This window comes from Syntrophorhabdaceae bacterium, assembly GCA_036504895.1.
Lineage (GTDB): Bacteria > Desulfobacterota > Syntrophorhabdia > Syntrophorhabdales > Syntrophorhabdaceae > PNOM01.
This window is the reverse complement of the sequence record DASXUJ010000003.1, coordinates 1-24,885: the sequence shown is the minus strand read 5'-3', so window position 1 is coordinate 24,885 and position 24,885 is coordinate 1. Positions and strand designations below refer to the sequence as shown.

At 55.3% G+C, this 24,885-nt stretch carries 21 protein-coding genes; 9 read left to right on the top strand and 12 right to left on the bottom strand.

Annotation, left to right across the window (positions count from 1 at the left end):
- The first annotated feature begins 158 nt into the window (after positions 1 to 158).
- Positions 159 to 1,511 (top strand): amidophosphoribosyltransferase, encoded by a 1,353-nt coding sequence (locus VGJ94_00355; protein HEY3275043.1) that lies wholly within the window; start codon positions 159 to 161, stop codon positions 1,509 to 1,511.
- A 37-nt stretch (positions 1,512 to 1,548) separates the two neighbouring features.
- On the opposite strand, the gene VGJ94_00350 is transcribed toward VGJ94_00355, so the two are convergent.
- The 12 genes from VGJ94_00350 to VGJ94_00295 form a co-directional block, all read right to left on the bottom strand.
- Positions 1,549 to 2,580, bottom strand: a complete 1,032-nt coding sequence (locus VGJ94_00350) for an STAS-like domain-containing protein (GenBank protein HEY3275042.1) — start codon at positions 2,578 to 2,580, stop codon at positions 1,549 to 1,551.
- Between the two features lie 582 nt (positions 2,581 to 3,162).
- Complete coding sequence (gene mog, locus VGJ94_00345; protein ID HEY3275041.1) at positions 3,163 to 3,651, bottom strand: molybdopterin adenylyltransferase; 489 nt, start codon at positions 3,649 to 3,651, stop codon at positions 3,163 to 3,165.
- Entirely contained in the window at positions 3,651 to 4,088 is a 438-nt protein-coding gene (locus tag VGJ94_00340) for an MOSC domain-containing protein (GenBank protein ID HEY3275040.1), read from the bottom strand. The genes mog and VGJ94_00340 overlap by 1 nt, the downstream gene beginning before the upstream one ends.
- 58 nt (positions 4,089 to 4,146) lie before the next feature.
- Positions 4,147 to 4,620: a cyclic pyranopterin monophosphate synthase MoaC gene (moaC, locus tag VGJ94_00335; protein HEY3275039.1), complete on the bottom strand. Its 474-nt coding sequence runs from the start codon at positions 4,618 to 4,620 to the stop codon at positions 4,147 to 4,149.
- A 22-nt stretch (positions 4,621 to 4,642) separates the two neighbouring features.
- On the bottom strand, positions 4,643 to 5,617 hold the full coding sequence (moaA, locus tag VGJ94_00330) for a GTP 3',8-cyclase MoaA (protein ID HEY3275038.1): 975 nt from the start codon (positions 5,615 to 5,617) through the stop codon (positions 4,643 to 4,645).
- Positions 5,618 to 5,848: 231 nt separating this feature from the next.
- A complete protein-coding gene (pstB, locus tag VGJ94_00325; protein ID HEY3275037.1) occupies positions 5,849 to 6,604 on the bottom strand; it encodes a phosphate ABC transporter ATP-binding protein PstB in 756 nt (251 codons plus the stop codon).
- Complete coding sequence (locus VGJ94_00320; protein ID HEY3275036.1) at positions 6,601 to 7,365, bottom strand: phosphate ABC transporter ATP-binding protein; 765 nt, start codon at positions 7,363 to 7,365, stop codon at positions 6,601 to 6,603. The genes pstB and VGJ94_00320 overlap by 4 nt, the downstream gene beginning before the upstream one ends.
- Complete coding sequence (gene pstA, locus VGJ94_00315; GenBank protein HEY3275035.1) at positions 7,362 to 8,198, bottom strand: phosphate ABC transporter permease PstA; 837 nt, start codon at positions 8,196 to 8,198, stop codon at positions 7,362 to 7,364. Before pstA ends, VGJ94_00320 begins: the two co-directional genes overlap by 4 nt.
- Complete coding sequence (pstC, locus tag VGJ94_00310) at positions 8,195 to 9,058, bottom strand: phosphate ABC transporter permease subunit PstC (protein HEY3275034.1); 864 nt, start codon at positions 9,056 to 9,058, stop codon at positions 8,195 to 8,197. Before pstC ends, pstA begins: the two co-directional genes overlap by 4 nt.
- Positions 9,051 to 9,869, bottom strand: coding sequence for a phosphate ABC transporter substrate-binding protein (locus tag VGJ94_00305; protein HEY3275033.1), 819 nt, complete (start codon positions 9,867 to 9,869; stop codon positions 9,051 to 9,053). The genes pstC and VGJ94_00305 overlap by 8 nt, the downstream gene beginning before the upstream one ends.
- Before the next feature lie 4 nt (positions 9,870 to 9,873).
- Positions 9,874 to 10,554: a phosphate signaling complex protein PhoU gene (gene phoU, locus VGJ94_00300; GenBank protein ID HEY3275032.1), complete on the bottom strand. Its 681-nt coding sequence runs from the start codon at positions 10,552 to 10,554 to the stop codon at positions 9,874 to 9,876.
- A 180-nt stretch (positions 10,555 to 10,734) separates the two neighbouring features.
- Complete coding sequence (locus tag VGJ94_00295) at positions 10,735 to 12,249, bottom strand: sigma-70 family RNA polymerase sigma factor (GenBank protein HEY3275031.1); 1,515 nt, start codon at positions 12,247 to 12,249, stop codon at positions 10,735 to 10,737.
- 366 nt (positions 12,250 to 12,615) lie between these two features.
- Between VGJ94_00295 and VGJ94_00290 the strand changes: the two genes are divergently transcribed.
- The 8 genes from VGJ94_00290 to VGJ94_00255 all read left to right on the top strand — a co-directional run bounded on the left by VGJ94_00290 (position 12,616) and on the right by VGJ94_00255 (position 24,231).
- On the top strand, positions 12,616 to 13,044 hold the full coding sequence (locus VGJ94_00290; protein HEY3275030.1) for a response regulator: 429 nt from the start codon (positions 12,616 to 12,618) through the stop codon (positions 13,042 to 13,044).
- Between the two features lie 210 nt (positions 13,045 to 13,254).
- The gene (locus VGJ94_00285; GenBank protein ID HEY3275029.1) at positions 13,255 to 16,182 is read left to right on the top strand and encodes a chemotaxis protein CheB; all 2,928 of its coding nucleotides are present in this window, start codon (positions 13,255 to 13,257) and stop codon (positions 16,180 to 16,182) included.
- Between the two features lie 73 nt (positions 16,183 to 16,255).
- Positions 16,256 to 18,328: a PAS domain S-box protein gene (locus VGJ94_00280; protein HEY3275028.1), complete on the top strand. Its 2,073-nt coding sequence runs from the start codon at positions 16,256 to 16,258 to the stop codon at positions 18,326 to 18,328.
- Between the two features lie 850 nt (positions 18,329 to 19,178).
- Positions 19,179 to 19,979, top strand: a complete 801-nt coding sequence (locus tag VGJ94_00275; GenBank protein ID HEY3275027.1) for an IclR family transcriptional regulator — start codon at positions 19,179 to 19,181, stop codon at positions 19,977 to 19,979.
- A 689-nt stretch (positions 19,980 to 20,668) separates the two neighbouring features.
- A complete protein-coding gene (locus VGJ94_00270; GenBank protein HEY3275026.1) occupies positions 20,669 to 21,976 on the top strand; it encodes an AMP-binding protein in 1,308 nt (435 codons plus the stop codon).
- Complete coding sequence (locus VGJ94_00265; GenBank protein HEY3275025.1) at positions 21,976 to 22,125, top strand: hypothetical protein; 150 nt, start codon at positions 21,976 to 21,978, stop codon at positions 22,123 to 22,125. Before VGJ94_00270 ends, VGJ94_00265 begins: the two co-directional genes overlap by 1 nt.
- Positions 22,126 to 22,215: 90 nt before the next feature.
- The gene (locus VGJ94_00260; GenBank protein HEY3275024.1) at positions 22,216 to 22,980 is read left to right on the top strand and encodes an SDR family oxidoreductase; all 765 of its coding nucleotides are present in this window, start codon (positions 22,216 to 22,218) and stop codon (positions 22,978 to 22,980) included.
- Positions 22,981 to 23,025: 45 nt separating this feature from the next.
- Complete coding sequence (locus VGJ94_00255; protein ID HEY3275023.1) at positions 23,026 to 24,231, top strand: thiolase family protein; 1,206 nt, start codon at positions 23,026 to 23,028, stop codon at positions 24,229 to 24,231.
- The last annotated feature ends 654 nt before the right edge of the window (positions 24,232 to 24,885 follow it).

The window sequence follows — 24,885 nt, the reverse complement described above, 5'->3', positions numbered from 1 at the left end:
TGGCCCCGAAGGTAGGGGGGGCGAAGCGCCTTCCTTGGCCCCGGGTGCAGAAGGGAAGACCGGTAAAAAGACCGGTCCGGGTACGGGGGGATTGCGCGGAGGGTGTATTGAATTGTACACTATTACGTAATTAGAAAGAGGCCTCAAAAGGAGACACAATGAGCGGAATTTTTGGTTTTGCAGGCAAGGGAAACGCCTTCGTGGAGGTGCGCACGGGCCTCGAGAACCTCGCGCACCGGGGACAGGAGAGCTGGGGCATCGCATCGGGCCTTAAAGACGGTTCTTTTGCCGAAACGAGGAGAACGGGCTCGATCTTTCAGTTCCCCACCCTGAGCAGGCTCCATTTCGGCTCCGTGGCCATAGGCCATGTGCGCTATCCCACGGCGGGAGAGGCGAGCGAGCGGAACTCCCAGCCTATCATAGGGAGCTGGGGAAAAGAGAAGATCGCCGTAGTCCACAACGGTCACCTTCCCCGGTATAAACAGATGATGGAGGAGATCGGCGGCCTCTTTCAGACGGATACGGATACGGAGGTCATACTCCAGATGATCGTCCGCGCGGAAGGCGCCTCCATGGAAGAGAAGGTGGTGAAGACCTTGAGCCTTCTCTCCGACGAGGCGGCGTTCAGTCTCCTGATCCTCCACCAGGGAAAGCTCATCGCCGCCCGCGACCGTTTCGGCTTCCGTCCCCTCTCCCTCGGCCGCAGGGGCGAGGAAGGGGATTACGAGTGGGCCCTGGCCTCGGAGACGTGCGCCTTCGGCGACCGCTTCGAATGGGTCGGCGACGTGGAGCCCGGTCAGATTATAGTCATCGACGGAGAAGAGGTACGGACCCTTGCCTTTGCCGAACCCAACCCCCGGCCCTGCATCCTCGAATGCCTCGATTACGCCTCCCCCGCAAGCCAGGTCTTTGCGCACAATATCTATGAATTCCGGGAAAAAGCAGGCATCCTCCTCGCCAGGGATGAGACGGAGAAAGCGGATATGGTGATACCCATCCCCAAGGCGGCCATCCCCGGCGCCCTCGGCTTCCACGGCGCCTCAGGCATACCTTACAAAGAGGCCATCACCACGGTAGGTGAGATCGGCAGGATTTTTATCATTTCAAAAGAGAAGGACCGGCTGGAAAAGGCGGAAAAGAAATTCCAGATCAACCGCGAGATGGTGAAGGGAAAGGATATCATCCTCATCGACACTCTCCTCGTACGGGGTTCGACCGCCATGATCCTCATACCGAAATTACGTGCGGCAGGAGCAAGAAAGATCCATTTCCGCCTCACCGCGCCGCCCCCGAGGCACCCATGCTATATGGGCATGGCCATGGCCAAACAGGGCGAGCTCCTCGCCACGAACCGCACCCATGATGACCTCAAAAATCTGGTAGGGGTAGATTCCTTCAGGTACCTCTCTGCAGAACAGCTCCGGGGCCTGATGGAAACAAACGTCTGCGACGCCTGCCTGACCGGAGACTACCCCTTCCCGGTCCACGGGATAAACGGATCGAAGACGTAAGCCGCATTAGACGGGGGCGACGCAAGCCCCCATTTCATCAGCCCTGACCGTCATAATGTCTGGCATTGTCAATCTCCCGCCTGACCAAATCATTTTCGTTTACCGGAATAAGTTCAATATGGGGATGTTGACTTGCAAAAACCCTGAATACTTCATCTGCAAAAGCTCGCCCTATCGTTTCAACTTCCTTGAAATCAAAAAGTACGGTTTTAAATCGATCTACTCTCGCCAAAAGTCTTTTTGCTTGTGATCTGGAGACCAATTTTTCGTCCCCATATTGGGCCATTCTCACGGGAACTACTGTTTTAGTGAAACCAAAATCATTATCAGACGTAAATCTGCCGAATATCTGTTTCTTGGTTCGAGCTGTATTATTGTTTAGCCTCATGGTAACAAAAGTGCCGACGCCGGGTTCTTGATTTTGCAATATCCAGTCCTCATCATCTCCATAAGTATGCGACAAGAAGACTTCTCCCGACAGAATGCTAAAGGTATCAAACATTCTAGACGTAAAAAAAACTCCCTCCCCGGTATGCTTTTCAGGATCAGTCGTCAACTTCCCTTTCGTCAATTCGATAACCGCATGTCGTTCATCAATGAGATGCATATCTTTGGTGATTTTATTAAAAATTCCTATCCCAAAATCGGCTATATTCATCTCCGTTGAGTATGCAGTCTTTATGATGCTTACATGCGCGGTTGCGCTTCCAGAGTGATCGACCACATTATTGAACATCTCTGTAAAGCCGTAGTACCAAATTTCGATAGTGTTATCCGGCAAATGTCCTAACTTATCTTTAATTTGGTTTCGCCATACAACATCTTCATATGGGTTTTCATCGATCGAAATAGTGGTATGCCATTCCTCTTTCGGACACAATTCATAATACCCGCTTCTAGACCTGATTAATGTGCCTTCATTCACCAGGCGTCTAATATGTTGATGAGTGGCTTGCCGACTAATGCTGAATCTTCCCATGGTAAGGGGGATTATTGTTTTGGGATTGATTTCAACGTTTTCGACGATAAATTCTCTTATTTGCTGCCCTCTTTTCCTTATCCCTGCCATAGTCAGCCCTCAAAAACCCTGTTATATTATGTTGATATACATAACTGTAAACTTTAAAATCTACCTTGTCAACATTAAGGCTTACAACTGTAAAGGTTAGGACAGTAAGCTATTGATAATATTAGCTTAATGACATCAACATAACTTGACGATTCCCGCCGTTGTCCCGAGTGATGTAGCTCGCAAAGCGAGCGAGACCGACAGTAGCCGGAAGTAGGTGCCTTAAGCAGCGCCCTTAGACGGGGGGAGGCTCGGCTGGCTTCGCCGGCCGAAGGAGCGATGCAAGCCCCATTAAATGATGTTGTATTATTAGGCACTTAGGAAGAATACAGAGAGACGCGCCAAAAAGCTCGCTCGTCCATGATAACGAGCAGCGTCCATACAATCGCGGTTCCATCTTTCAGACCATCCCGCGTGATGTAGCTCGCACAGCGAGCGCGACCAACATTAGGCGCCTTTAGGCGAGGGGAGGCTCAGCCGGCTTCGCCGGCCGAGGGGGCGACGTGAGCCCCTTACAACTGCGCGACGTGAGCCCCTTACAACTGCCGATGCAATCCCCGCGCAAGACTCCCGCAATTACCATTAGCTAGCGCAGTCGCTCTGATCGCCCTGGATTTTGGCCAGGGCATGCGGGATTGCATCCAGCACGAAGGAGAGGCATTCGACCGCCGCTTTGGGACTTCCCGGGAGGTTGACGATAATGCTCTTGTTTCTGATCCCCGCAATGGCCCGGGAAATGATGGCCTTCGGCGTGATCTTGTAGCTCTCCATGCGCATCGCTTCGCCGAAACCGGGCAATTCCCGGTCGATGACGGTCCTCGTGGCCTCGGGGGTGACATCGCGCGCGCTTACCCCGGTGCCTCCGGTGGTGACGACGAGGTCAATGCCCTGCTCGTCGATAAGCTCCTTTATGGTCCTGGCGATGATAGGCACTTCGTCGGGCACGATCGTGATATCGCCCACCTCGAAAGAATTTATGAGGATCTCTTTGAGGGCGGGCCCGCTCGTATCGACCCTTTGACCCACTGAGCCTTTATCGCTTATGGTGATGACCGCTGCCCTGAATGCCATCAGAGCACCTCTATCTCGTCGCCTTCGGCCACGTCGCCACCGGAGAGGACTTCGACGAATATGCCTTCTCTCGGCATGACGCAGTCGCCGACCTGCTGAAAAATATTGCACCTGCTGTGGCACTCCTTGCCGATCTGGGTCACCCTCACGAGGAGCTCCCGCCCGATTCTGAGCGTGGTGCCTATGGGCAGGGCCGGAAGGTCTATGCCTTCGATGGTGAGGTTCTCGGCGAAATCACCCGAGCCCACGTCGATGCCCTTCTCCTTCATCTTGCCGATGCTCGCCGTGGAGAGAAGGCTGATCTGACGGTGCATGTAGCCGCCGTGGGCGTCATTTTCGAGGCCGAAGTCCTTGATCGCCTTTGCCCTTCCCACGCCGTGCTTCTTCTCCCCTTTCTTGTCGCTTATGTTGACCGATATGACTTTGCCGTTCTTCATTGACTCCTCCCGTTTCGCCAACCTCTCACTCGCTTTCGTGGCGAAAACCATGACTTTTTTACTTTCTCTTGTATGCGCCGCTCTTTCCTCCGCTCTTCTCGAGGAGAAAGAAGGGGCCGAGCTCTATGCCCTTATCCACCGCCTTGCACATGTCATAGACTGTCAGGGCCGTCACCATGGCGCAGGTGAGGGCCTCCATCTCGACGCCTGTCTGACCCCTCGTCTTTGCCGAGGAGGTAATGGTCACTACGGCTTCGGCATCGTCGAAGTCGAAGGTCACATCCAGATGGGTGAGCGGCAGGGGATGGCAGAGCGGAATCATCTCGCTGGTCCTCTTGGCGCCCATGATGCCCGCAATTTTGGCCACCGTGAAGATGTCGCCCTTGGGGCCCTGGCCGGTCCGCACGAGTTCGTAGGTGGCCCGGGCCATTTTTACCCTGCCCCTGGCCTTCGCCTCTCTCTCGGTCTCCGCCTTTCCCGAGACATCGACCATGCGGGCTTTGCCTTCTTTATCCAAATGGGTAAGCTCCATGAAACCCTCCGATTCTTCTATATTATCCGCCGATATGGCGAAGGCTCCTCTGACACTTCCGTATCTGGCCTATCTCCGCCTTCCTTTCGGGCTTGGCGCCGACCGCGAACTTTACGAATTCTCCTATCTCATCATCCGACGCCCCCTCCCGGAGGAGCTTTTTGACGTCATATTCCTCGTCCCCGAAGAGGCAGGGTTTGATCGTGCCGTGGGACGTAAGCCTCATGCGGTTGCATCGCGGGCAGATATGGGTGGAGACGGGGCTGATAAAACCGATCTTGCCCACGCCGCCCTTGATATCGAACATTTTTGCGGGACCGTTCTGGGAATCTTTCGAGGGGGAAAGGTCGTACCTGGTGCGCACAAGATCCTCTATCTCGCGGGATGTGATGATCCTCGCGCTCTGCCAGAGGTCGAAATCGCCGAAAGGCATGAACTCGATGAAACGGACTTCCACGTTTCTCGTTTTGGCGAGCTTCGCGAAATCGAGGATCTCGTCGTCGTTGAACCCCTGAATAATGACCGCGTTGATCTTTACGGGGCTCAGGCCGGAATTGACGGACATCTTGATGCTCTTCAACACGTCGTCAAAGGCGTCGACCCCCGTGATGAAGGCGAAACGATCTTTTTTCATGGTATCGAGGCTGATATTGACCCGTTTCAGTCCCGCCTCCTGGAGGGCGGCCATCTGGGCCCCGAGGAGGACCCCGTTGGTGGTGAGACCGATATCCTCGATCCCGGGGATTGAGGCGATCTCCCTGATGAGGCCCGGGATGCCTTTTCTCACGAGGGGCTCCCCTCCCGTGATCCGCACCTTATCGACGCCGAGACCCGCCAGTATCCGCACGAACCTGATGATCTCCTCGTACCGGAGGATTTCCCCGTGGGCGATAAACGGAAATTGACCGTCCACGCAATATTTGCACCTCAGGTTGCACCTGTCGGTAACGGAGATTCTCACATAGTTTATAGTGCGGCCGAAACGATCCACCAACATGCCCTTCACTCCTTGCGGTCAAATATAAAACGAACGGCTGAGGTTGCCTATCGCCCGTTCCCTTCCCTCGCGTGAAGAGCCGGTCTTTTCCTTTGGCAAAAAAGCGGGGAGAAAGATCCGATACGGAATCCTCTGTAATGCAGCCGAACCGACAAATAGTATATCACTTCCCGGAATCTCTGTCACGGCTTTAGTTATTTCCGGGAATAACGGCTTTCGAGAAGGAGGGGATCACCCGAAGCGGCCGGTAATGTAATCTTCCGTTCGCTTGTCCTGGGGGGAGGTGAAGATCTGGGACGTATCGCCGAACTCCACGAGCTCTCCTAAAAGCATGAAGCCCGTATAATCGGAGACCCGCGCGGCCTGCTGCATGTTATGGGTCACGATGAGGATGGTATAGTCCTTCTTGAGCTCGATCATGAGCTCCTCTACCCTCAGGGTGGCGATCGGATCGAGGGCGGAGCAGGGCTCGTCGAGGAGGATGATCTCGGGTTCCACGGTCAGGAGCCGGGCGATGCAGAGGCGCTGCTTGATCTCCTCCGACAGGTTGAGGGCAGGCGCGGAGAGCTTGTCTTTGAGCTCATCCCACAGGCCCACGGCTTTAAGGCACCGCTCCACGGTCTCCTGATTGCCCCTCCTGCTTCCCATGCCGTGTATTTTGAGGCCGTAGATGAGGTTTTCGTAGACGGTGAAGGGAAAAGGGTTCGGCCTCTGGAAGACCATGCCCACCCTTTTTCTCAGCTCGATGATATCGACCCCTCCGATGTCCTGCCCTTCCACGAGGATTTTCCCCTCGATCTTCACTTCCTCGATGAGGTCGTTCATGCGGTTAAAACAGCGCAAGAGGGTCGATTTCCCGCAGCCCGAGGGGCCTATGAGGGAGGTGATCGATTTTTGAAAGACGTGAAAATTGACGCCGATCAGGGAATGGAAGCTCCCGTAGTAGAGGTTCAGGTCTTCGGTCTGAAGCGCATATCCCTGTCTCATCCGAATTTCCCCTGTATATAATCTTCCGTCTGCTGCAGGGACGGGTTGGTGAAGAGCTTTTCCGTGGGCCCGTATTCTATGAGGTCTCCCATGTAAAAAAAGGAGGCGTAGTCGGTGATGCGGGCGATCTGTTTCGTATTGTTGGAGACGAGGATGATGGTATACTCCTTCTTGAGCTCGTCCAGGGCCTCCTCGATCTTCGCGGTGGATATGGGGTCGAGGCCGGAGCAGGGCTCGTCGAGGAGGATGATCTCGGGTTTCAGCGCGAGGGTCCGGGCAAGGCAAAGCCTCTGCTGCTGGCCCCCGGATAATTTTACGGCGGAGGTATTGAGCCTGTCCTTTACCTCGTCCCAGAGCACGGCCTGCCGGAGCCCCTGTTCCACGACCCTGTTGAGCCGGCTCTTGTCGCCGATGCCCTGAAGCCTCGGTCCGTAGGCGACATTTTCGTAGATGGATCGGGGAAGCGGTATGGGCACGGCAAAGACGGTCCCCACCCTGCGCCTTAAGGCTACCTCGTCCACGTCGTCGTCGAGAATATTTTCTCCGTCGATAAAGACCTTGCCCTCGATCTTCACATTGTCTTCGAAGTAGATCATCCTGTTGATGATGGAAATGAGGGTCGATTTTCCGCTCGCGGCAGGACCCATGAAGCCCGTGATCCTGTTTTTGAACACATCCGCGCTGATGCCCTTTAAGACCTCGTTTTTCCCGAAGGCCACCTTCAGCTTTTCTATCCTGATCTTCACGTCCAGGGGGCTCACGAATACCTCGTTATCACACGGTTCATTATATAATAGGCGATCACGTTGATGGCGAGAATGGAGAGGACGAGCACGAGGGCGGTGGCATAGGCCTTCTCCATGGAGATCCCTTCCCGCGCCAGGATGTAAAAGTGAACGGCCATGGTCCTGCCCGAATCCATGAGCGATGTGGGGACCCTGAGCGAGCTTCCCATGGTAAAGATGACCGCCGCCGTCTCCCCGACCGCCCTGCCGACGCTCAGCATGATCCCGGTGACTATGCCCGGCGCTGCCGAGGGCAGCACGACCTTGGTCACCGTCTCCCATCGGGTGCCGCTCAATGAATAGCTCACGATGCGGAGGTTCCGGGGCACCGACTTTATGGCCTCCTCGCTCGTCCTGATGATGGTGGGAAGGATCATGATGGTCATGGTCAATACGCCCGCGAGCACGGACCACCCCATGTTCAGTTTTATCACGAAAAATATGAAACCGAAGAGGCCGTAGAGGATGGAAGGTATCCCGGCAAGGGATTCGACGCCGAAGCGGATCATCTTCGTGAGGCCCGACTCTTTCGTGTACTCGGTGAGGAAGATCGCGGTGCCCACGCCCAAAGGGGTGGCGAAGAGGATGGAGAGGACGCAGAGAAAGACGGTGCCTATTATAGCGGAGAAGATCCCGCCGTGGCGCCCCATATCTTCCGGAGAGGAAAAGATGAACTCCAGGTTCACGTAGGGACAGCCCTTCACGAAGATCACCCCCACGATGACCACGAGGATGGCCACGGTGAAGAAGGCCTGGGCGTTGAGCCCTATTTTTACTGCCGTGTCGACGATGCGGGGGTTTATCCTCATTTGCTAATCCTTCGCTTGATCCCGAAATTGGCGATATAATTAAGGATCATGATGATGACGAGGAGCACGACCCCGGTGGAGAAGAGGGCCTGTCTGTGGTCTCCGGTGGCATAGGCAAGCTCGAGGGCGATATTGCCGGTCAGGGTCCTTAAGGGGTCGAGGATGCTCATGGGGATCTTGAGGGCATTTCCCGCGATCATGATGACCGCCATGGTCTCCCCTATGGCCCGGCCCATGCCCAGAATGAAGCTCGCGAGGATGCCCGACTTGGCGGAAGGAACGACGACTCTCGCAATAGTTTGCCACTTGGTGGCGCCCATGGCAAAAGAGCCCTCCCGGTAAGTCCGGGGGACGCTCACCAGGGCGTCGAAGGAGATGCTGATGATGGTGGGCAGGATCATTACTCCCAGAATTATGGAGGTGGAAAGGAGGGAGAAGCCCGATCCGCCGAGAAAACCGCGGACGAGGGGCACGATGTAGATCACCCCGAGGAATCCGTATACCACGGAAGGGATGCCCGCCAAAAGCTCGAGGGCGGGTTTGAGAAACATTTTCAGCTTCTTTCCCGAATATTCCGACAGATAAATGGCGCATGAAAGCCCGAGGGGAGCGCCTATCACAAGGGCGCCGACGGTGACGAGAAAGGAGGAGACGATCATGGGAAAGATGCCGAAATGACCTTTCGTGGGCGCCCATTTAAAGCCGAAGATGATGTTCTTGAGGCCCACTTTCAGGAAAAGCGGCAGGCCCTCGACAAGGATAAAGGCAAAAATCAGGAAAAGAAAGAGAAGGGACGAAAAGGCGAAGGCCGTGAGGACCCACTTGACCACATCTTCTTTTGTGACGGCCTTCTTAGTCATGTACTCCTATGAGCCCCTCTTTTATGAGCACCCGCTGCCCGTCCTTCAGGACATATTCGAGGAATGCCTTCACGCTCGGCCGGGGCTCTCCTTTCGTCAGGTAAAGGAAGGGTCGCACGATTTTATATGTTTTCGATTTTATTGCCTTCACCGTGGGCACCACCCCGTCTATTGCCAGGGCTTTTACCCTCTTGTCCACAAGCCCCATCGAGATATATCCCACTGCATAGGGATCGGTTGCCACGATCTCCTTCACGGAGCCGTTCGAATCCTGGACCATGATCCCGTCATCGATCTCCCGGCCCTGCATGACAAGCTCCTCGAAGGAGCCCCTCGTTCCGGAGCCCTCTTCCCTCGTGATGGCGTCGATCTTCCTGTCCTTACCCCCGAGCTGTTTCCAGTTCGTGATCTTTCCCGCAAAAATGTCGGCCACCTGGATGAGGGAGAGGCCGCTCACGGGGTTGTCGGCATGGACGACCACGGAAATCCCGTCGTAGCAGATGATGGTCTGGGTGAGGGTCATCTCGTCTTCCTTAAGGGGCCTCGACGACATGCCGATGTCCACGGTCCTGTTCATACATGCCTGGACGCCCGCGGTGGAGCCGCCGCCCTGGACGTCGACCACATATTCGGGACGGTCGACCATAAAATGCTCAGCCAGTTTTTCGGTGAAAGGCATGACGGAAGTGGAGCCTGCCACGGTGATCGTGCTCTTCTTGCCGTTCTTCTGCCCTTCCTTTCCCGGGACGGAGCAGGATGAAAGGGATATTGCCATGGCAATGGAGAGCAAAATGCCGATAATCTTCCCCATTATTCTATTCCCCGGGATTGTCCTTCACGTGGCGGATGATCTTCCCCTCCACCATGAAAATCACCAGTTCGGCGATGTTTACTGCATGATCGGCCATTCTTTCCAGGTACTTGGAGATGAAAAGGAGCCTCGTAGCCCTGGAGATCGTTTTCAAATCCTGCATCATGTAGGTGAGGAGCTCCCGGAACATCTGCTCGAGGAGTTGGTCTACCAGGGAATCCTGTTCTTTCACCTTTCTCGCCAGTTCCACGTCTTCCCGGACAAAGGCGTCGAGGCTCTCCTTGACCATGAGCTGCACTGTTTCGGCCATGGTGGGTAAATCGATGTAGGGCTTCAACTGGGGCTCCAGGTTGAGCTCCAGGACCCTTTCACAGATATTGACCGCCATGTCGCCTATCCGCTCGAGGTCGTAATTGATCTTGATGGCAGTCGTGATAAGCCTTAAGTCTCTCGCTGCCGGCTGGCGCAGGGCGAGGAGCTTCAGGCAAAACTCGTCTATTTCAACTTCGATCCCGTTGATGACCTCGTCATCTTCGATCACCTTCTGGGCGAGCTCGGAGTACCGCTCGAGAAGGGATTTGATGGCGTCCCTGATGGCCCTCTCTACAAGCCCTCCCTCATAGAGCAGCTTTTCTTTAAGCTCCTTCAGTTCCAGGTCAAAGGCTTTGTAGATGTGTCCTTCCACCGCAGGACCTCCTCATGGATTTACCGCGCAGATTATAGTAAGTTTTTCCCCTTAATGCAATAGAATAGAGGCGGGAGCCCCCTGTGTGCCGTCAGGCAATGGAAATTTGGCGGGAAGAGCAAGAGCTCTCTCTGTTTACGATCACCATGCGCCGACATTGGCGGAGCATGGTGAGGATGGTTAGCCGTCTTGTTCCTGAAATCCCTTCAGTGCCTTTCGCCTTGAAGGATGTTGAAGCTTTTTCAAGGCTTTTGCCTCGATCTGACGGATGCGCTCGCGGGTGAGGCCGAACACGTCGCCCACCTCTTCCAGGGTGTAATCGCTTTTCTCCCCGATGCCGAGCCTCATCCTGATGATCTTCTCCTCCCTCGAAGTAAGGGTAGACAATACCTTGCCTATCTCTTCCCTGAGAGAAACGGCCACACACTCGGTAAGAGGCGAAGAGGCCTTCGGGTCCGCGATAAAATCGCTCAAGGTCGACTCGTCGTCACCGATCGGGGTCTCCATCGAGACGGCCCCGCCGGATGCCTTCATGATTTTTCTCACCTTTTCCAGAGGAAAGGCCGCTTTGACCGCGATCTCCTCGAGGCTCGGCTTTCTTCCCAGCTCCTGAAAGAGGATGATCGTCACCTTATTGATCTTATTTATGCTCTCGAGCACATGAACAGGCACCCTGATGGTGCGCGCGTGGTCTGCGATTGCCCGCGTGATGGACTGCCTGATCCACCATGTCGAATAGGTGGAAAACTTGTAGCCCCTCTTATAGTCGTATTTTTCCGCGGCCTTCATGAGACCCATGTTGCCTTCCTGAATGATGTCGAGAAAGGAAAGGCCCCTGTTCATATATTTTTTCGCGATGTTGATCACGAGCCTCAGGTTCGCCTGAACGAGCCTGTTCTTCACGATTTTGAGCCCCTCGTCGATCTTGCCGAGCTCGATTAATTTTTCTCGTACCATGGCAGCCTCGGTCCCTTCCAACAGCTTCGACTGGCGGCCTATCTTCTTCACGATCTCTACGAGGATCTTCTTGTTGAACTTGAGATCGAGCAGAATTTCTTCCACTCTACGCTCCATTCTTTTGAGATCCTGGGCGAGCTCTTTCCTGCCCGGTCCGTTCGTCTCCTGCAGTCTTGCCTTTAATTCTTCTTTCTTGCCTTCCAGCTTTTTCAGCATCCTGATCGCGGATAAGGTCTGGTTCTTATGTTTTTCCTCATCTTTTTCACCGGAGCCCATGTCATCGATATTGATAACGTCCCCTATCTGGACCTCCCCTTCCTTCAACTGCCGGCCTATTTCCAGGAGCTCGTCCATCGCCTGGGGCAATCCGAACATGATACCCTTAGCAGCCCTTTCGCCTTCTTCTATCTTTTTCGCGATACGGACGTCCTCATCGGGGGTAAGGCGCGACACGTGCCCGATATCTTTTAAATAGGCCCATATGATATTATCGGTGGTCTCAGAGGGCAGGCGATCTGCATCTCCCCAGTCGGCGTGCTCTTCCTCGCGGGAACCGGTTTTTACCTCAATCTCGTCGATTATGTTGACCTCGACAGTAGATAAGGGGTCGAACTCACTCACCTCTCCTGAATAAAATATGTTGGAGGGGAGGAAATCGGTAATCTCCTCAGCCGAGAGAAAGTCTTTCTCCATGTCGTCTGCCGGGTGCTTTACTTCAATGGTACTGTTTATTTTCATTTTCAATCCTAAAGAAAAATGCCCTTCTGCAATGAAAGGGCATTTCAATATATGGTATCTAATTTATTGATATTTATAGTATATACGAAAATTTAGCCCAGGTCAAGTTAGTTCGATAATCAATCCCCCTCCCGGCACGGGAAAAGGCGTGGCCGTGATGGCCCTTTTTCCGGGAGATCAGCCGGTTCAGGGAAGGCGGCGAAGAAAGGGGGTTCATTTTTTTCGTGGGTGAGACCGTATTCGGAAAAAAACATTTTCCCCGGCCGGATTCGTACTTGACTATGGAGGGGAAGTCTGCTATTTTTTTTAAATGATGTGTAAAATTAATAAGTTGTAGCACAAACGATGACAGTATGGGAGGTATTTATGCTACATTCACTCCATAACCAAAAGGAACGAAAGGTACTTTTTGTCGATGACGATGAGATCCTCGTGGAAATGAATATCTGTCGCCTGGAGAGCATGGGCTGCAATGTGATCGCTTCAACGGACAGCCTCGAAGCCCTGGAGATTTTCCAGGCCTCCCCCAATGGCTTCGATCTCATTATTACGGATCAGCGTATGCCGAACATGACGGGTATCGAGCTTGCAAAAAAGATCAAGCGGATCAGGCCTGATATCCCTATCATTCTTCTTACGGGTCTCGATGACGCCGAGGCCATGGACAAGGGGCTCCAGGCAGGCATCTCGGCCTGTGCCCCCAAGGTAATCTGCGAACAGGACATGGCGGAGCTTGTCGACGAGGTCCTGACGAATCGCGCGATAAAGATTAACGCATGGGCCTACCTGAATTAATTAGTTTATCTTTCCCGCCCGATATCGGCCGCCTTACCCCCTCTAAGCCCTTTGGCGGAAACTGCGTGATGCGCCGATGCCGGCGCGTTCCGGTTTCGGGCGCTTTTCCTATTTTACTGTTATTCTCACGAAGTTGATTGATCTGCCGGTAGAAATGTCTTACTCTTTCTAATCTTCTTGCTGTATGCGGAAAAGTTTATTGGGGGAAAGATGCCGGTTAAGTCGCACGGGAAGGGAGAGCCGAAAAAGGGGAAAAAGCTGGCGGCCATTACGGGAAAGTCCGTTGTCGCAGAAGAACGTTTTCCCGTCGTGGCCCTGGGCGCATCAGCCGGAGGTCTCGAGGCCTTCGAGCAGTTCTTCAAGAATCTCCGCCCGAATCTCAGGGCCGCCTTTGTCGTGATCTCCCACCTCGATCCCCGGCACTCGAGCATGCTATCGGAGCTGATCTCCCGCTTTACTCAAATGGAAGTCCATGAAGCCCTGGACGGCGTTATCGTCGAGCCGGGGCATGTTTATGTAATCCCGCCCAACAGGGATATGGCTATTTTTCACGGCCGGCTCTTGCTGAGCGAACAGAAGACCTCGCCGGGCACGAGAATGCCGATCGATTCCTTCTTCCGCTCCCTTGCGGAGGACGCGGGCGACCGGGCCGTTGCCGTCATTCTTTCCGGCACCGGAACGGACGGCACCCTCGGCGTGAGGTCCCTCCAGGCCGGCGGCGGAGTGGTGTTCGTTCAGGAGCCCTCGAGTGCCAAATTCGACGGCATGCCCCGAAGCGCCATACAAAAGGGTCTGGCCGATTATGTGCTGCCCGCCGAAGAAATTCCGGGGCAGCTCGCGACGCTCTTTGACAGGTATCTGAGCAGGGAAGAAGAGACCCCCGACGAGGCCAACATGATCCGGAAAGTGCTCATGATCATAAGGGCAAAAACCGGCCACGACTTTTCACAGTACAAGAAGAATACCCTGAGCCGCCGCATCAGGAGGAGGATAAGCATCCATAATCTGCAAAATATCGCCGATTATGTCCGGTACCTGGGGGACCGTCCGGAAGAGGTGAAGCAGCTGCTCAAGGAGATGCTCATTAATGTCACCAATTTTTTTCGGGATCCCGAAGCCTTCGAGGCGCTTACGAAGGTCGCCCTGCCGGAGATTCTGCGCGACAAGCCTGATGACTACCTGTTGAGGGTGTGGGTGGCAGGGTGCGCCACCGGCGAAGAGGCTTATTCGATTGCCATGGCCATCCGGGAACATGCCGAGGAGACAGGGCGGGATTGCAAGGTCCAGATATTCGCTACCGATCTCGACGAAACATCGATCGCGATTGCGCGGGCCGGCATGTTCCCGGCAAACATCGCCCTCGACGTACCTCGGTCCCTGCTCGGGAAATTCTTCCTCAAGGAAGAGAAAAGCTACCGGGTAAGAAAAGACATCAGGGATGAGATCGTCTTTGCGGTACAGGACGTGGCGAAGGACGCGCCCTTCACCAGGCTTGACCTTGTCTCCTGCCGTAATGTCCTTATCTATATGGAACCCGAGCTCCAGGAGAAGCTCCTTGGCCTGTTTCATTACAGCCTCAAGCCGGGGGGCGTCCTTTTGCTCGGCTCCTCCGAAAGCGTGGGCGCCCGGTCCGACCTGTTCAGGACAATCGACCGTAAATGGAAGTTTTTTCAGGCCAAGGCAGGCGCGGGGCATAAGGCCTTACTTCACGAAGCCTTCGCAGCCGCGCCCGCGCCCGCGAAGGCCGAGCGTGCGAAGGCCCGGGGAATCCCCGCAAAATTCGATCTCGAGGCAACCGTTCACCGCGCGCTCCTCTCGACTTTCGCCCCTCCCGCGGTGATAGTCGACACGAGGGGTAATATTCTCTATATCCATGGTGATACGGCAAAATATCTGACTCCCGCCTCAGGCCGCCCTGTGGTCGACATCGAGCATATGATGAGGGAAGGACTTCGATTTTCCATGAGAACGGCCCTCATGTCCGCCACGGCGCACCGGCAGGAGGCGGTCTACCGGAACCTCCGGGTCAGGACAAACGGAGAATCAATAACAATCGACCTTACTATCAGACCTTTGCCGCAGGACGAGGACGCACTCTTTATGTTCACTTTTCAGGAGGTCCGGGAAGAGAAGAGAAGGGAGACGGAAAAGGGGAATTCAAAGGAGAAGGTCGAGGCCGATCGTTTTATCGAGCTTGAGAAGGAGCTGGTCTATACGAGGGAAAGCCTGCAGGCAACCGCCGAGGAGGCGCAGGCGGCGAATGAAGAGCTGAAGTCGGCAAACGAGGAGCTCCAGTCCAGCAACGAGGAGCTTCAATCGACAAACGAGGAGCTCGAGACTTCCCGAGAAGAGCTGCAGTCGGTGAACGAGGAGCTGACCACGGTCAATGCCGAGCTCAGGTCGAAGATCGACCAGCTTTCCCAGAGTGAGAGCGACCTGAGGAATCTCCTCGACGGCACCGGGATTGCAACCATATTCCTGGACGGGGATTTCAATATCAAGCGGTTCAATTTCTCGGCCACGAGGATTGTGAACCTCATCCCTTCCGATGTGGGCCGCCCCATCGATGACGTCACACTAAAGATCGAATCAATCAGACTTTCAGAAAAGGCCGGGGAAGTAATAGACAGACTCAGGCCTTTTGAAGCGGAAGTGGAAGGGAAAGACAATGCGTGGTTCCTCATGCGGATCATGCCCTACAGGACCGTGTACAATGTCATCGACGGGGTCGTCATGACCTTTGCCGACATAAGTGAATTAAAGCGCATGGCGGCGGAGCGGAGCGAGTTCTTCGAGAACATCGTGCAGACGGTACGCGAGCCCCTTCTTGCCCTCGATGCCGGTCTCAGGGTGGTGATGGCGAACAAGGCATTCCTCGCCCTGTTCCACGTGAGTCCCGAAGAGACGGAAGGAAGGAGCTTTATCACCCTCGGGGGCCATGAGTGGAATATCCCCGCCCTCACCGATCTTTTATCCGAAGTTTCAAAAACCGGCAAGGCTTTTGAAAATTTTATAGTCGAGGTGGAATTGCCCGTAACCGGACGTCGCCCCATCCTTCTCAATGCCCGTAGAATAAAAGCGGGCGGCACTGACGGCAGCCCCCTCATTCTCCTCGCAATGGATAAGCCGGTACCATGAAGGCGGCCACGGGTAAGATTGGAAGTAAAGGGCGAAAAAGAAAATAAACCCATTATTTAAAGGACGGAAACAGATGGCGCGACAAAAGGATTCAGCCGGAAAATCCCCCTCCGGGATCGATGACGGGCCTCAATCTGAAGATCCGGTAAAGCTTATCGAGGACCTGCGCCTCCATCAAGTAGAGCTTCAGATGCAGAATCAGGACCTGAGGAGGGCGCAGGAGGTCATCGAGGAGAGTCGCGAACGGCTTGCCGACCTCTATGATTATGCCCCGGTGGCATATCTTACGATCGACGGGAAAGGGATAATACAAGAGGCGAACCTGACGGCGTCGGCATTGTTTGACGTGCCGAGGCAGGAGCTCATCGGGGCGCCCTTTAACCTCTACGTCGACCGGGAGTCCCAGGACGAATACTTCCTGCACCGCTCTCACGTAATAAAAGAAAAGGCGAAGGCGGTATGCGAGATTCAGCTGAAAAAGCGCGGTTCGATCTCTTTCTGGGGGCGGGTCGAAAGTATCGCGGTGTCGCCGGCCGGGCCGGACGCCCCCGCCTCGGTCCGCTCCGCGATCATCGATATTACCGAAAGAAAAGAGGCGGAAGTGGCGCTTCAGGAGAGCGAAGGAAAGTACAGGGACCTGGTGGAGAGCGTAAACAGCATCATTATTCAGGTCGATGAAAGAGGCCGGGTGATTTTTCTCAACACGTTCGCCCTCGATTTCTTCGGATATCCATTAGAGGAGCTCTCAGAAAAAGGCGTGGTCGGCACCATAATTCCGGCAGAGGCGGCGGCCGGCCACAATCTGAAGGACCTCCTCGGTTACATCGGCCGATCCCCCGACCGGTATCGGGAGAAGGAATTGGAAAACAGGCGGCGAAACGGCGAGAGGGTCTGGGTTTCCTGGACTGTCCGGGCGCTCCATGACCGGAAGGGCCTCTTCTCCGGCATACTGGCGGTGGGAAACGATGTATCGGAAAGAAAAAGGCTGGAAGAGCAGTTGCGGCAGGCCCAGAAAATGGAGGCCGTCGGCACCCTCGCGGGCGGGATTGCCCACGATTTCAACAATGTCCTCGCCGCGGTTATGGGTTTTACCGAGATGGCCCTCGACGATTCGCAGGACAACCCCGGGGTCGCGGAAAACCTCGAGCGCGTGCTGAAGGCGTCGAAGCGGGCGAGGGACCTGGTGCGGCAGATACTCGTCTTTTCCCGTAGGGCCCCTTACAAGAGGGACCCCCTGTCCCTGACCCCCCTCGTGAAGGAGACGGTCCAGCTCCTGAGGGCCTCTATCCCCGCCACGATCGAGATCCGGCTCACCATCACCTCCACCTCCGATACGGTCTTTGCCGCGCCGGTAGAGGTGCAGCAGATCCTTATGAATATCGCCACGAACGCCTCCCTGGCGATGGAGAAGAAGGGTGGGGAAATGGAGATAAGCCTCACCGATGTCTTTTTCCCACGTGGCTCCCCTGCCCTCGACGCCGACGCGGCGCCCGGAGAGTATCTCCAGATCACCATACGCGATACAGGCGTCGGCATGAGTCAGGAAGTCAGGAAGAGGGCCTTCGAACCTTTTTTCACCACGAGGGAAGTAGGCAAGGGCACCGGCATGGGTCTCGCCGTGGTATATGGGATCGTCAAGGAGCTCGGGGGCATGATCAATATCGAAAGCGAGCCGGGCAAAGGCACCACCTTCAGGGTCTTTCTCCCGAAAGCGGATATCGAAGCAGCCACGGAGGGAGAGGCGCCTGTCGCGATTCAGGGAGGCAAGGAGCGGATCCTCTTTGTCGATGATGAGGAGATGCTCGTCCTATGGGGCAAAGCCACCCTCGAACGGCTGGGATACACGGTGAAGGGGGCAAGGGGCGGACAGGAGGCGTTGGGGATCTTCCTTGACGATCCTGCCCAAATCGACCTGGTGATCACCGATCAGGCCATGTCCAAACAATCCGGCGCGGATCTCGCCAGGGAGATGCTCAAGGCAAGAAAAGACCTGCCGATTATCCTCTGCACAGGTCACAGCGAGACGATCACCCCCGATACGGCCCAAAAGATCGGGATCAGGGAGTTCCTCATGAAGCCCCTGGGAAAGCAGGAGCTGGCGGAGGCAGTGAGAAGGGCGCTCGATACAGGCAAAAAAACAGATTAAACGCCCGCGACGGGAGGGTAACGCTCCAAAACTCTTTACGATGGAAACCATCTTTTCTCTTGACAAAAAGTCTGTACGTGATAACATCATTGTACGAACACCCATTTCATTAGACGGAATCCTAAGGGCAAGGATGAAGACAGTCGATAGTCTCTAGTATATAGTCGTTAGTAAAGGCAATAAAGGCAGCCTCTAGTCGTTGGTAAAAGACAAAGGCAGTGAACACGGGTGGGAGTTGACAAAAAGCCTGCGTATAGATGGAAGAAACAGGCGGTGCTCGTGATTAGCAGTTCCCCCGGCTCCACCGAGCGTGATGTAGCCCGCACCGCGGGCGAGACCAACAGTAGGCGCCCTTAGGCGAGGGGAGGCTCCGATAGCTTTGCTATCGGAGGGGGCGACGTGAGCCCCCTGCAACTGAAGGCAAAGGGCGATGAAAAAGCCCTCTTAACTATTTGAAGAAGCAGGCGGTGCTCATTATGGGCAACTCTGTCATAGCAGTTTGGCGTAATGCAGCCCGCACAGCGGGCGAGAAGGGGAGGCTCCGATAGCTTTGCTATCGGAGGGGGCGACGTGAGCCCCTATAATGGTTGTGCGACGTGAGCCCCATTGAAATGCAATGTAGCCCGCACCGCGGGCGAGAAGGGGAGGCTCCGATAGCTTTGCTATCGGAGGGGGCGACGTGAGCCCCCTGCAACTGAAGGCAAAGGGCGATGAAAAAGCCCTCTTAACTATTTAAAGAAGCAGGCGGTGCTCATTATGGGCAACTCTGTCATAGCAGTTTGGCGTAATGCAGCCCGCACAGCGGGCGAGAAGGGGAGGCTCCGATAGCTTTGCTATCGGAGGGGGCGACGTGAGCCCCTATAATGGCATGGATAAAGAAGAAGCCTTTTATAACAGATCGCTGGAGCGGGCCTTGCAGATACTGAATGCCTTCGGCGTCGAGCACCAGAATCTCAGCCTCGCCCAGATCGCCACTGCGCTGAGCCTTCCGAGGGCGACGGTATTGCGATTATGCTCGACCCTCGTCAAATACAGCTTCCTCCATCAGGACCTCGAATCGAAGCGATACTCCCTGGGCCTCAGGCTCTTCGAGCTGGGCAGCCTGGTCTTCAACTCTTTTTCCCTGCGGAGAATTGCGTCTCACCATTTGAGCGAGTTGCAGCTGAAGCTGGGAAAAACGATATTCCTGGGGGTTCTCGACAACGACGACCTCCTCTACATCGATAAGAAGGACGATGCGAGGAACGTGATCCGCTTCACCTCCGAAGTGGGAAGGCGCCGTCCCCCGAATTGGGGGATGGTAGGGCCCATGATTCTCGCCTACATGCCGGAGGACGAAGTCGAGCGGATCCTGGGGCGAAGGCCCATGATGGTGACGGCCAGGAAGTCCCTCACCACAAAAGAAGAGCTTCTCGCGTGGCTCAGGGAAATTCGGGCCAAGGGCTACGCAGTGGACGAGGAAACTGCCATGGACGGGATCAGCGGGGTAGCCACCCCCATCAAGGACGCCTCGGGCAAAGTCATTGCCGCCATAGGAGTAGCCTTCATTTCATCCTCCGTCGATTCCAGGGGCCTCAAGAGAATCATAAAAGAATCCCTGACAACCGCCCTCGCCATTTCCGAAGAAATGGGCTATATGGGGACAATGTAAGGTTTTTGCAACTAAAGGGCTTGCACAATCGATGGGGCTCACGTCGCACAACCATTATAGGGGCTTGCGTCGCCCCCTCAGCGAACGAAGTCCGCTGAGCCTCCCCTTCTCGCTCGCTGTGCGAGCTACATCACGCGAGACTACTACTAGAGAAATGCTTATTATAGGCGCCGCCTGTTCCTTCTAATAGGAAGGCGGGCTTTGTCACGCTTTTGCCATCTTGGGGCTTGCGTCGCCCCCTCAGCGAACGAAGTCCGCTGAGCCTCCCCTCGCCTAAGGGCGCCTACTGTTGGTCTCGCTCGCTGTGCGAGCTACATCACGCGGGACTACTACTAGAGAAATGCTTATTATAGGCGCCGTCTGTTCCTTCTAATAGGACAGCGGGCTTTTTCCCGCATCTAACCTGTTTACTGCCTTGGCTTTTACTATCGACTAAAGACTAGAGACTAGAGACTAGCGACTGCCTCTCTTGTTTTTTTTCTTGACAAAAGCATGGCGTATGATAGAATGTCACTCAATGAACAACAATTTCGGTAAATGAACTTCTTTTGAAACAGTTGAAAGAAGAGGGGCTTTTTTTCAAGGGTACAATACCCCTGAATGAGCGCTGGTAATTGGTGCACCGCGTCGGGATATCAGGGCTGGATTTTCTTTCCCCAACCTTGAAAATACGAGGGAGGTACTTGCCTATGGAATTCTGGAATCCTTACACGGAGACGTTGCCGCGGGAGAAGTTGAACAGGATCGAGCTTAAGTACTTTCAGGACCTTGTGACCTACGGTAAAACCCATTCCAACCTCTATAAAGAGAAGTTAAAGGGGATAGAGGTCGGGGACATCAAGACCTTCGAGGATATCAAGAAAGTCCCCTTTACTTACAAAGAAGAGCTTCGGAAGTGGCAGGAGAATGTAGATCCCTTTCCCTACGGCGGACTTTTAGGTGTGCCGATCGAGGAGGTCAGCACTTTCCGGCAGACGAGCGGCACTACGGGCAAGCCCGTCTATGTGCCCGAGTCCTACGAGAGCTGGCAGTGGAGGATCGAGGCCTGGTGCCACATACTTTACATGGCAGGGTTCAGACCCCGTCACCGGCTCTTTCTCCCCTTCGGCTACAATGTCTACGTCGCATTCTGGGAAGCCCATTACGCGGCGGAAAAGCTCGGGTGCGAAGTCATCCCCGGCGGCGCCCTCGATACCAAGGGCAGGGTCAATAAAATCATTGAAATGAAGATAACTGCCATGGCCGGCACCCCGACCTACACGCTGAACATCGCGCAGGAGGCGATGGCCATGGGCATCGACCCGAAATCCTTCGGCATCGAGCGGATATTGGGCGCCGGAGAGCCGCTGCCGGAGGCGACGCGGAAGAAAATAGAAGCGACTTACGGATGCAAGATGTTCGACCACATAGGCTCCACCGAGACCTGCGGGTTTGCGGGCATGTGCGAGGCCCAGGAAGGACTTCACATGATAGAGCCCCTCTTCCTCGTCGAGCTCCTCGACCGCGAGACCCTCTCGAAAGAGGTGGCGGAAGGCGAGCAGGGCGTGCTCGTGGTAACCCCGCTGGGACGCCATTCCTTCCCGGTGATCAGGTTCAATACGAATGACGTGGCAGTGAAGGGCCCCTCCACCTGCTCCTGCGGCAGGACATCTCAAAAGATGATGGAGATAGTCGGCAGGGTCGACGACATTACGAAGATCCGGGGAGTCCTCTTCTCTCCCAAGACCGTGGAGCAGTTGGTCAGGTCCGAGTTTCCGGAAATTATCGAGTATGAGCTCGTAGTGACCCGGGAGGGTATCATGGACAAGATACTCGCCAGGATCGAAGTGGACCCGAAGCTTGGAAAGACGGAGGCGGACGCCGTTGCCGCGAGACTGTCGGAACGACACAAGATAAAGACGAACCTGTCGTGCACCACGAAAGTCGAGCCCCCGGGGACGCTCCCGCGTTACGATCTCAAGGCGAAACGATTCAAAGACCAGAGGGGGGCACACTAATGGACGAGATCAGAAAGGAAATCGAAACGCTCAGGCAAAGCGCCGAGAGGCTGAAATCTCTCGCCAAGGACAATAACGCTGTACGTAAAAACGCGGAAATCCTGCTCACCTTCCTCTATATACTGAAGTTCATCACTCCGGAAGAGTAGGCAGGAGCGGGCCGGGACCGTTCGGTCCGCAGGAAAGGGAGTATCTATTAAGATATAGTCACATATCTATTAATTCTAAGGAGGTTCTCTATGGGTTCGGAAGGAAGACTTGCATTGGTCACAGGCGCCTCGATGCCGCGCGGTATCGGCAGGGCAGCAGCGATAGCCCTGGCACGGGACGGAGCGGATGTGGTGGTAACGGGTTACAACAATATGGACGGCGTCGAGAAGGTCGCGGAGGAGATCCGGGCCATGGGGCGCAAATCGATGGCATTGAGAATGAACGGGCGAGACTACGGCGACACCCAGAAGGGTTTTGCCGCCATCAAAGAGAAGATGGGACCCGTCAGTATCCTCGTCAACAACGCAGCCCAGATGCGCCGCATGGTCACCGTGGCGAAGACGAATGTCGATGAATGGGATGCCGAGGTAAAGCTCTGCCTCAACTCCGCCTTCTACTGCATCAAAGAGGCGTGGGCAGACATGTGCGCCAACAAGTGGGGCCGCATCATCAACATGACCTCCGTTGCCGGCGTCATGGGCGGCTCGGGACAGTCGAGCTACGGCGCTGCCAAGGCGGGCCTTATCGGCATGGCCAAATCGGTTGCCCTCGAAGGGTCACGGTTCAACATCACCGCCAACTGCGTGCTCATCGGCACGGCCAACACGGAAGCTTATTATGAGCCCATCCCCCAGGAGATCCGGGAGAGGTTCGAGAAGAGGATCGCCTTAAGAAGACCTGCCGAGCCCGAAGAGATCGCCGATGCGATCGCCTTCGTCTGCTCCGATAAGGCGGCATATATGACCGGCTCCATCGTCAACATGATGGGCGGCCTCGATCTATTCGTATTTTAACAAACCCTGCCTGAGCAGGGACACAATCTTTAAGGAGGAGTAGTTATGAAACCATACACAAAGGCATACATACCCTACAAAGGGTATTATTCAACACCCTTTTCCCGCTGGCAGGGATCGATGCAGAACGACAGCTCCGTCGAGCTGGGAGCAAACACCGCGAGACGCTGGTTCCTCGAGAAAGCTAAAATGGATCCCACCGTCATCGATTATCTCTATTTCGGAAGCACCGTCGCTCAGAACCACTGGTTTTGCGCCCACAACTGGGCAAGCGCGATGCTGACGGACGACCAGAAGTTCGTCCCCGCCCTGTTCGTAAACCAGGCGTGCGCCACGTCGACGACCATTCTGAACCTTCTGGCCAAGGACCTGGAGCTGGACATGTACGGCGTAGGCTACGGCCTCATGACCGACCGCTGCTCGAACGGCCCCCACACCATCTGGCCCGATCCCCTGGGACCCGGAGGACAGCCGGACAGGGAAGACTGGAACATGGACAACTTCAGCGGGACCCCGAAACACCGCTGCGCCATGGTGCAGACCGCCGAGAACGTGGGCAAAGAAGTGGGCGTCACCAAAGAAGAGTGCGACGCGGTGGTGCTGAGACGTTTTGAGCAGTATCAGGACGCCCTCGCCAACGACAAGGCATTCCAGAAACGCTATATCTTCGCACCGGAAGTAACGGTGACGAAGAAGAAAAAGAAACTGATGGAAGACGACGAAGGCTGGACCCCCACGTCAGCGGAAGGCCTGGCGAAACTGAAACCGGCCACCCCCGGCGGCGTCCTGAGCTTCGGCGCCCAGACCTTTCCTGCCGACGGCAACTGCGGCATCATCGTCGCCACCCGCGATAAAGCGAAAGAGATGAGCGCGGACCCGAAGATCGAGATCCAGATCGTCTCCTATGGCTTTGCACGGGTAAAACCGATGTTCATGCCTGCGGCCCCGATCCCCGCGGCCCAGATGGCGCTGGCAAACGCAGGCCTCACGCTTGCCGACATCAAGGCCGTAAAAACCCACAACCCCTTCGCCATCAACGACCTTGCCTTCGCAAAAGTGTTGGGATACGATGTAATGAAGATGAACAACAACGGCTCATCCCTGATCTACGGTCATCCCCAGGGACCGACCGGTGGCAGGGCAATTATCGAGATGATAGAGGAGCTTTCTATGACAGGCGGCGGATACGGCCTCTTCACGGGCTGCTCCGCAGGCGACACCGCAGCGGCACTCGTTATAAAGGTAGGTTAAGTCCCTGTTCCGGGGGGCCCCTCGGGCCCTCCGGAATATTTGTCTCCAAAGTATCATCGGTTTTCGGAGGAAGGGATGACACGGGAGCAGCCGGACATCCTTCCGGAGCGATACACGGCTATGGCAGAACCAGCATTCAAAAAAGGATAGATGGCATCATGGGCCGACGGCTGCGCATTACACGAGACCTTACCGGATCACAGGCTTTCGTCGGTCATTTCAGCATTTTCACCCGTTCTTACGCACCCACAATCATTACGCATATGAGGCTGGAGGAAGTCGGACACAGATCTTACGGGATTTGGGAGATTCCCGCAGGTACAACCCGGCGCAGTCAGCCGTCGCCGAAAGGGAGGAACCTTATCGAGATGTCTGTTCCCCACCCGCGATCGGCTCGGATTGACCTATTCCGGAATGGGTGCTTTACGTTGCATTTATCGGTGGACCGGGACGCGACGCCGGCAGTCTGAGCCACGAGACGGACAGGCTAAGCCTGGCGGAGCGCCCCTGCCACACCCCAGAAGAGGAGGTATTATGGAAAGTAGCATTCTCGAGAGGTTCCTGACGAAGGTCACCAGGGTTCTCAATATCATCGGCGGCAGCGCCCTCACATTCATGATGTTCCTTACCGTGTCGGACGTGCTCATGCGCGCA

Excerpts from the sequence above, each read along its gene's own strand:
- pstB (HEY3275037.1), bottom strand. The coding sequence starts at position 6,604 with ATGAGACAGGGATATGCGCTTCAGACCGAAGACCTGAACCTCTACTAC.
- moaC (HEY3275039.1), bottom strand. The coding sequence starts at position 4,620 with ATGGAGCTTACCCATTTGGATAAAGAAGGCAAAGCCCGCATGGTCGAT.
- VGJ94_00355 (HEY3275043.1), top strand. The coding sequence starts at position 159 with ATGAGCGGAATTTTTGGTTTTGCAGGCAAGGGAAACGCCTTCGTGGAG.
- VGJ94_00350 (HEY3275042.1), bottom strand. The coding sequence starts at position 2,580 with ATGGCAGGGATAAGGAAAAGAGGGCAGCAAATAAGAGAATTTATCGTC.
- mog (HEY3275041.1), bottom strand. The coding sequence starts at position 3,651 with ATGGCATTCAGGGCAGCGGTCATCACCATAAGCGATAAAGGCTCAGTG.
- VGJ94_00340 (HEY3275040.1), bottom strand. The coding sequence starts at position 4,088 with ATGAAGAACGGCAAAGTCATATCGGTCAACATAAGCGACAAGAAAGGG.
- VGJ94_00280 (HEY3275028.1), top strand. The coding sequence starts at position 16,256 with ATGGCGCGACAAAAGGATTCAGCCGGAAAATCCCCCTCCGGGATCGAT.
- VGJ94_00305 (HEY3275033.1), bottom strand. The coding sequence starts at position 9,869 with ATGGGGAAGATTATCGGCATTTTGCTCTCCATTGCCATGGCAATATCC.
- pstA (HEY3275035.1), bottom strand. The coding sequence starts at position 8,198 with ATGAGGATAAACCCCCGCATCGTCGACACGGCAGTAAAAATAGGGCTC.
- VGJ94_00270 (HEY3275026.1), top strand. The coding sequence starts at position 20,669 with ATGGAATTCTGGAATCCTTACACGGAGACGTTGCCGCGGGAGAAGTTG.
- pstC (HEY3275034.1), bottom strand. The coding sequence starts at position 9,058 with ATGACTAAGAAGGCCGTCACAAAAGAAGATGTGGTCAAGTGGGTCCTC.
- VGJ94_00285 (HEY3275029.1), top strand. The coding sequence starts at position 13,255 with ATGCCGGTTAAGTCGCACGGGAAGGGAGAGCCGAAAAAGGGGAAAAAG.
- VGJ94_00255 (HEY3275023.1), top strand. The coding sequence starts at position 23,026 with ATGAAACCATACACAAAGGCATACATACCCTACAAAGGGTATTATTCA.
- moaA (HEY3275038.1), bottom strand. The coding sequence starts at position 5,617 with ATGTTGGTGGATCGTTTCGGCCGCACTATAAACTATGTGAGAATCTCC.
- VGJ94_00260 (HEY3275024.1), top strand. The coding sequence starts at position 22,216 with ATGGGTTCGGAAGGAAGACTTGCATTGGTCACAGGCGCCTCGATGCCG.
- VGJ94_00265 (HEY3275025.1), top strand. The coding sequence starts at position 21,976 with ATGGACGAGATCAGAAAGGAAATCGAAACGCTCAGGCAAAGCGCCGAG.
- VGJ94_00290 (HEY3275030.1), top strand. The coding sequence starts at position 12,616 with ATGCTACATTCACTCCATAACCAAAAGGAACGAAAGGTACTTTTTGTC.
- VGJ94_00295 (HEY3275031.1), bottom strand. The coding sequence starts at position 12,249 with ATGAAAATAAACAGTACCATTGAAGTAAAGCACCCGGCAGACGACATG.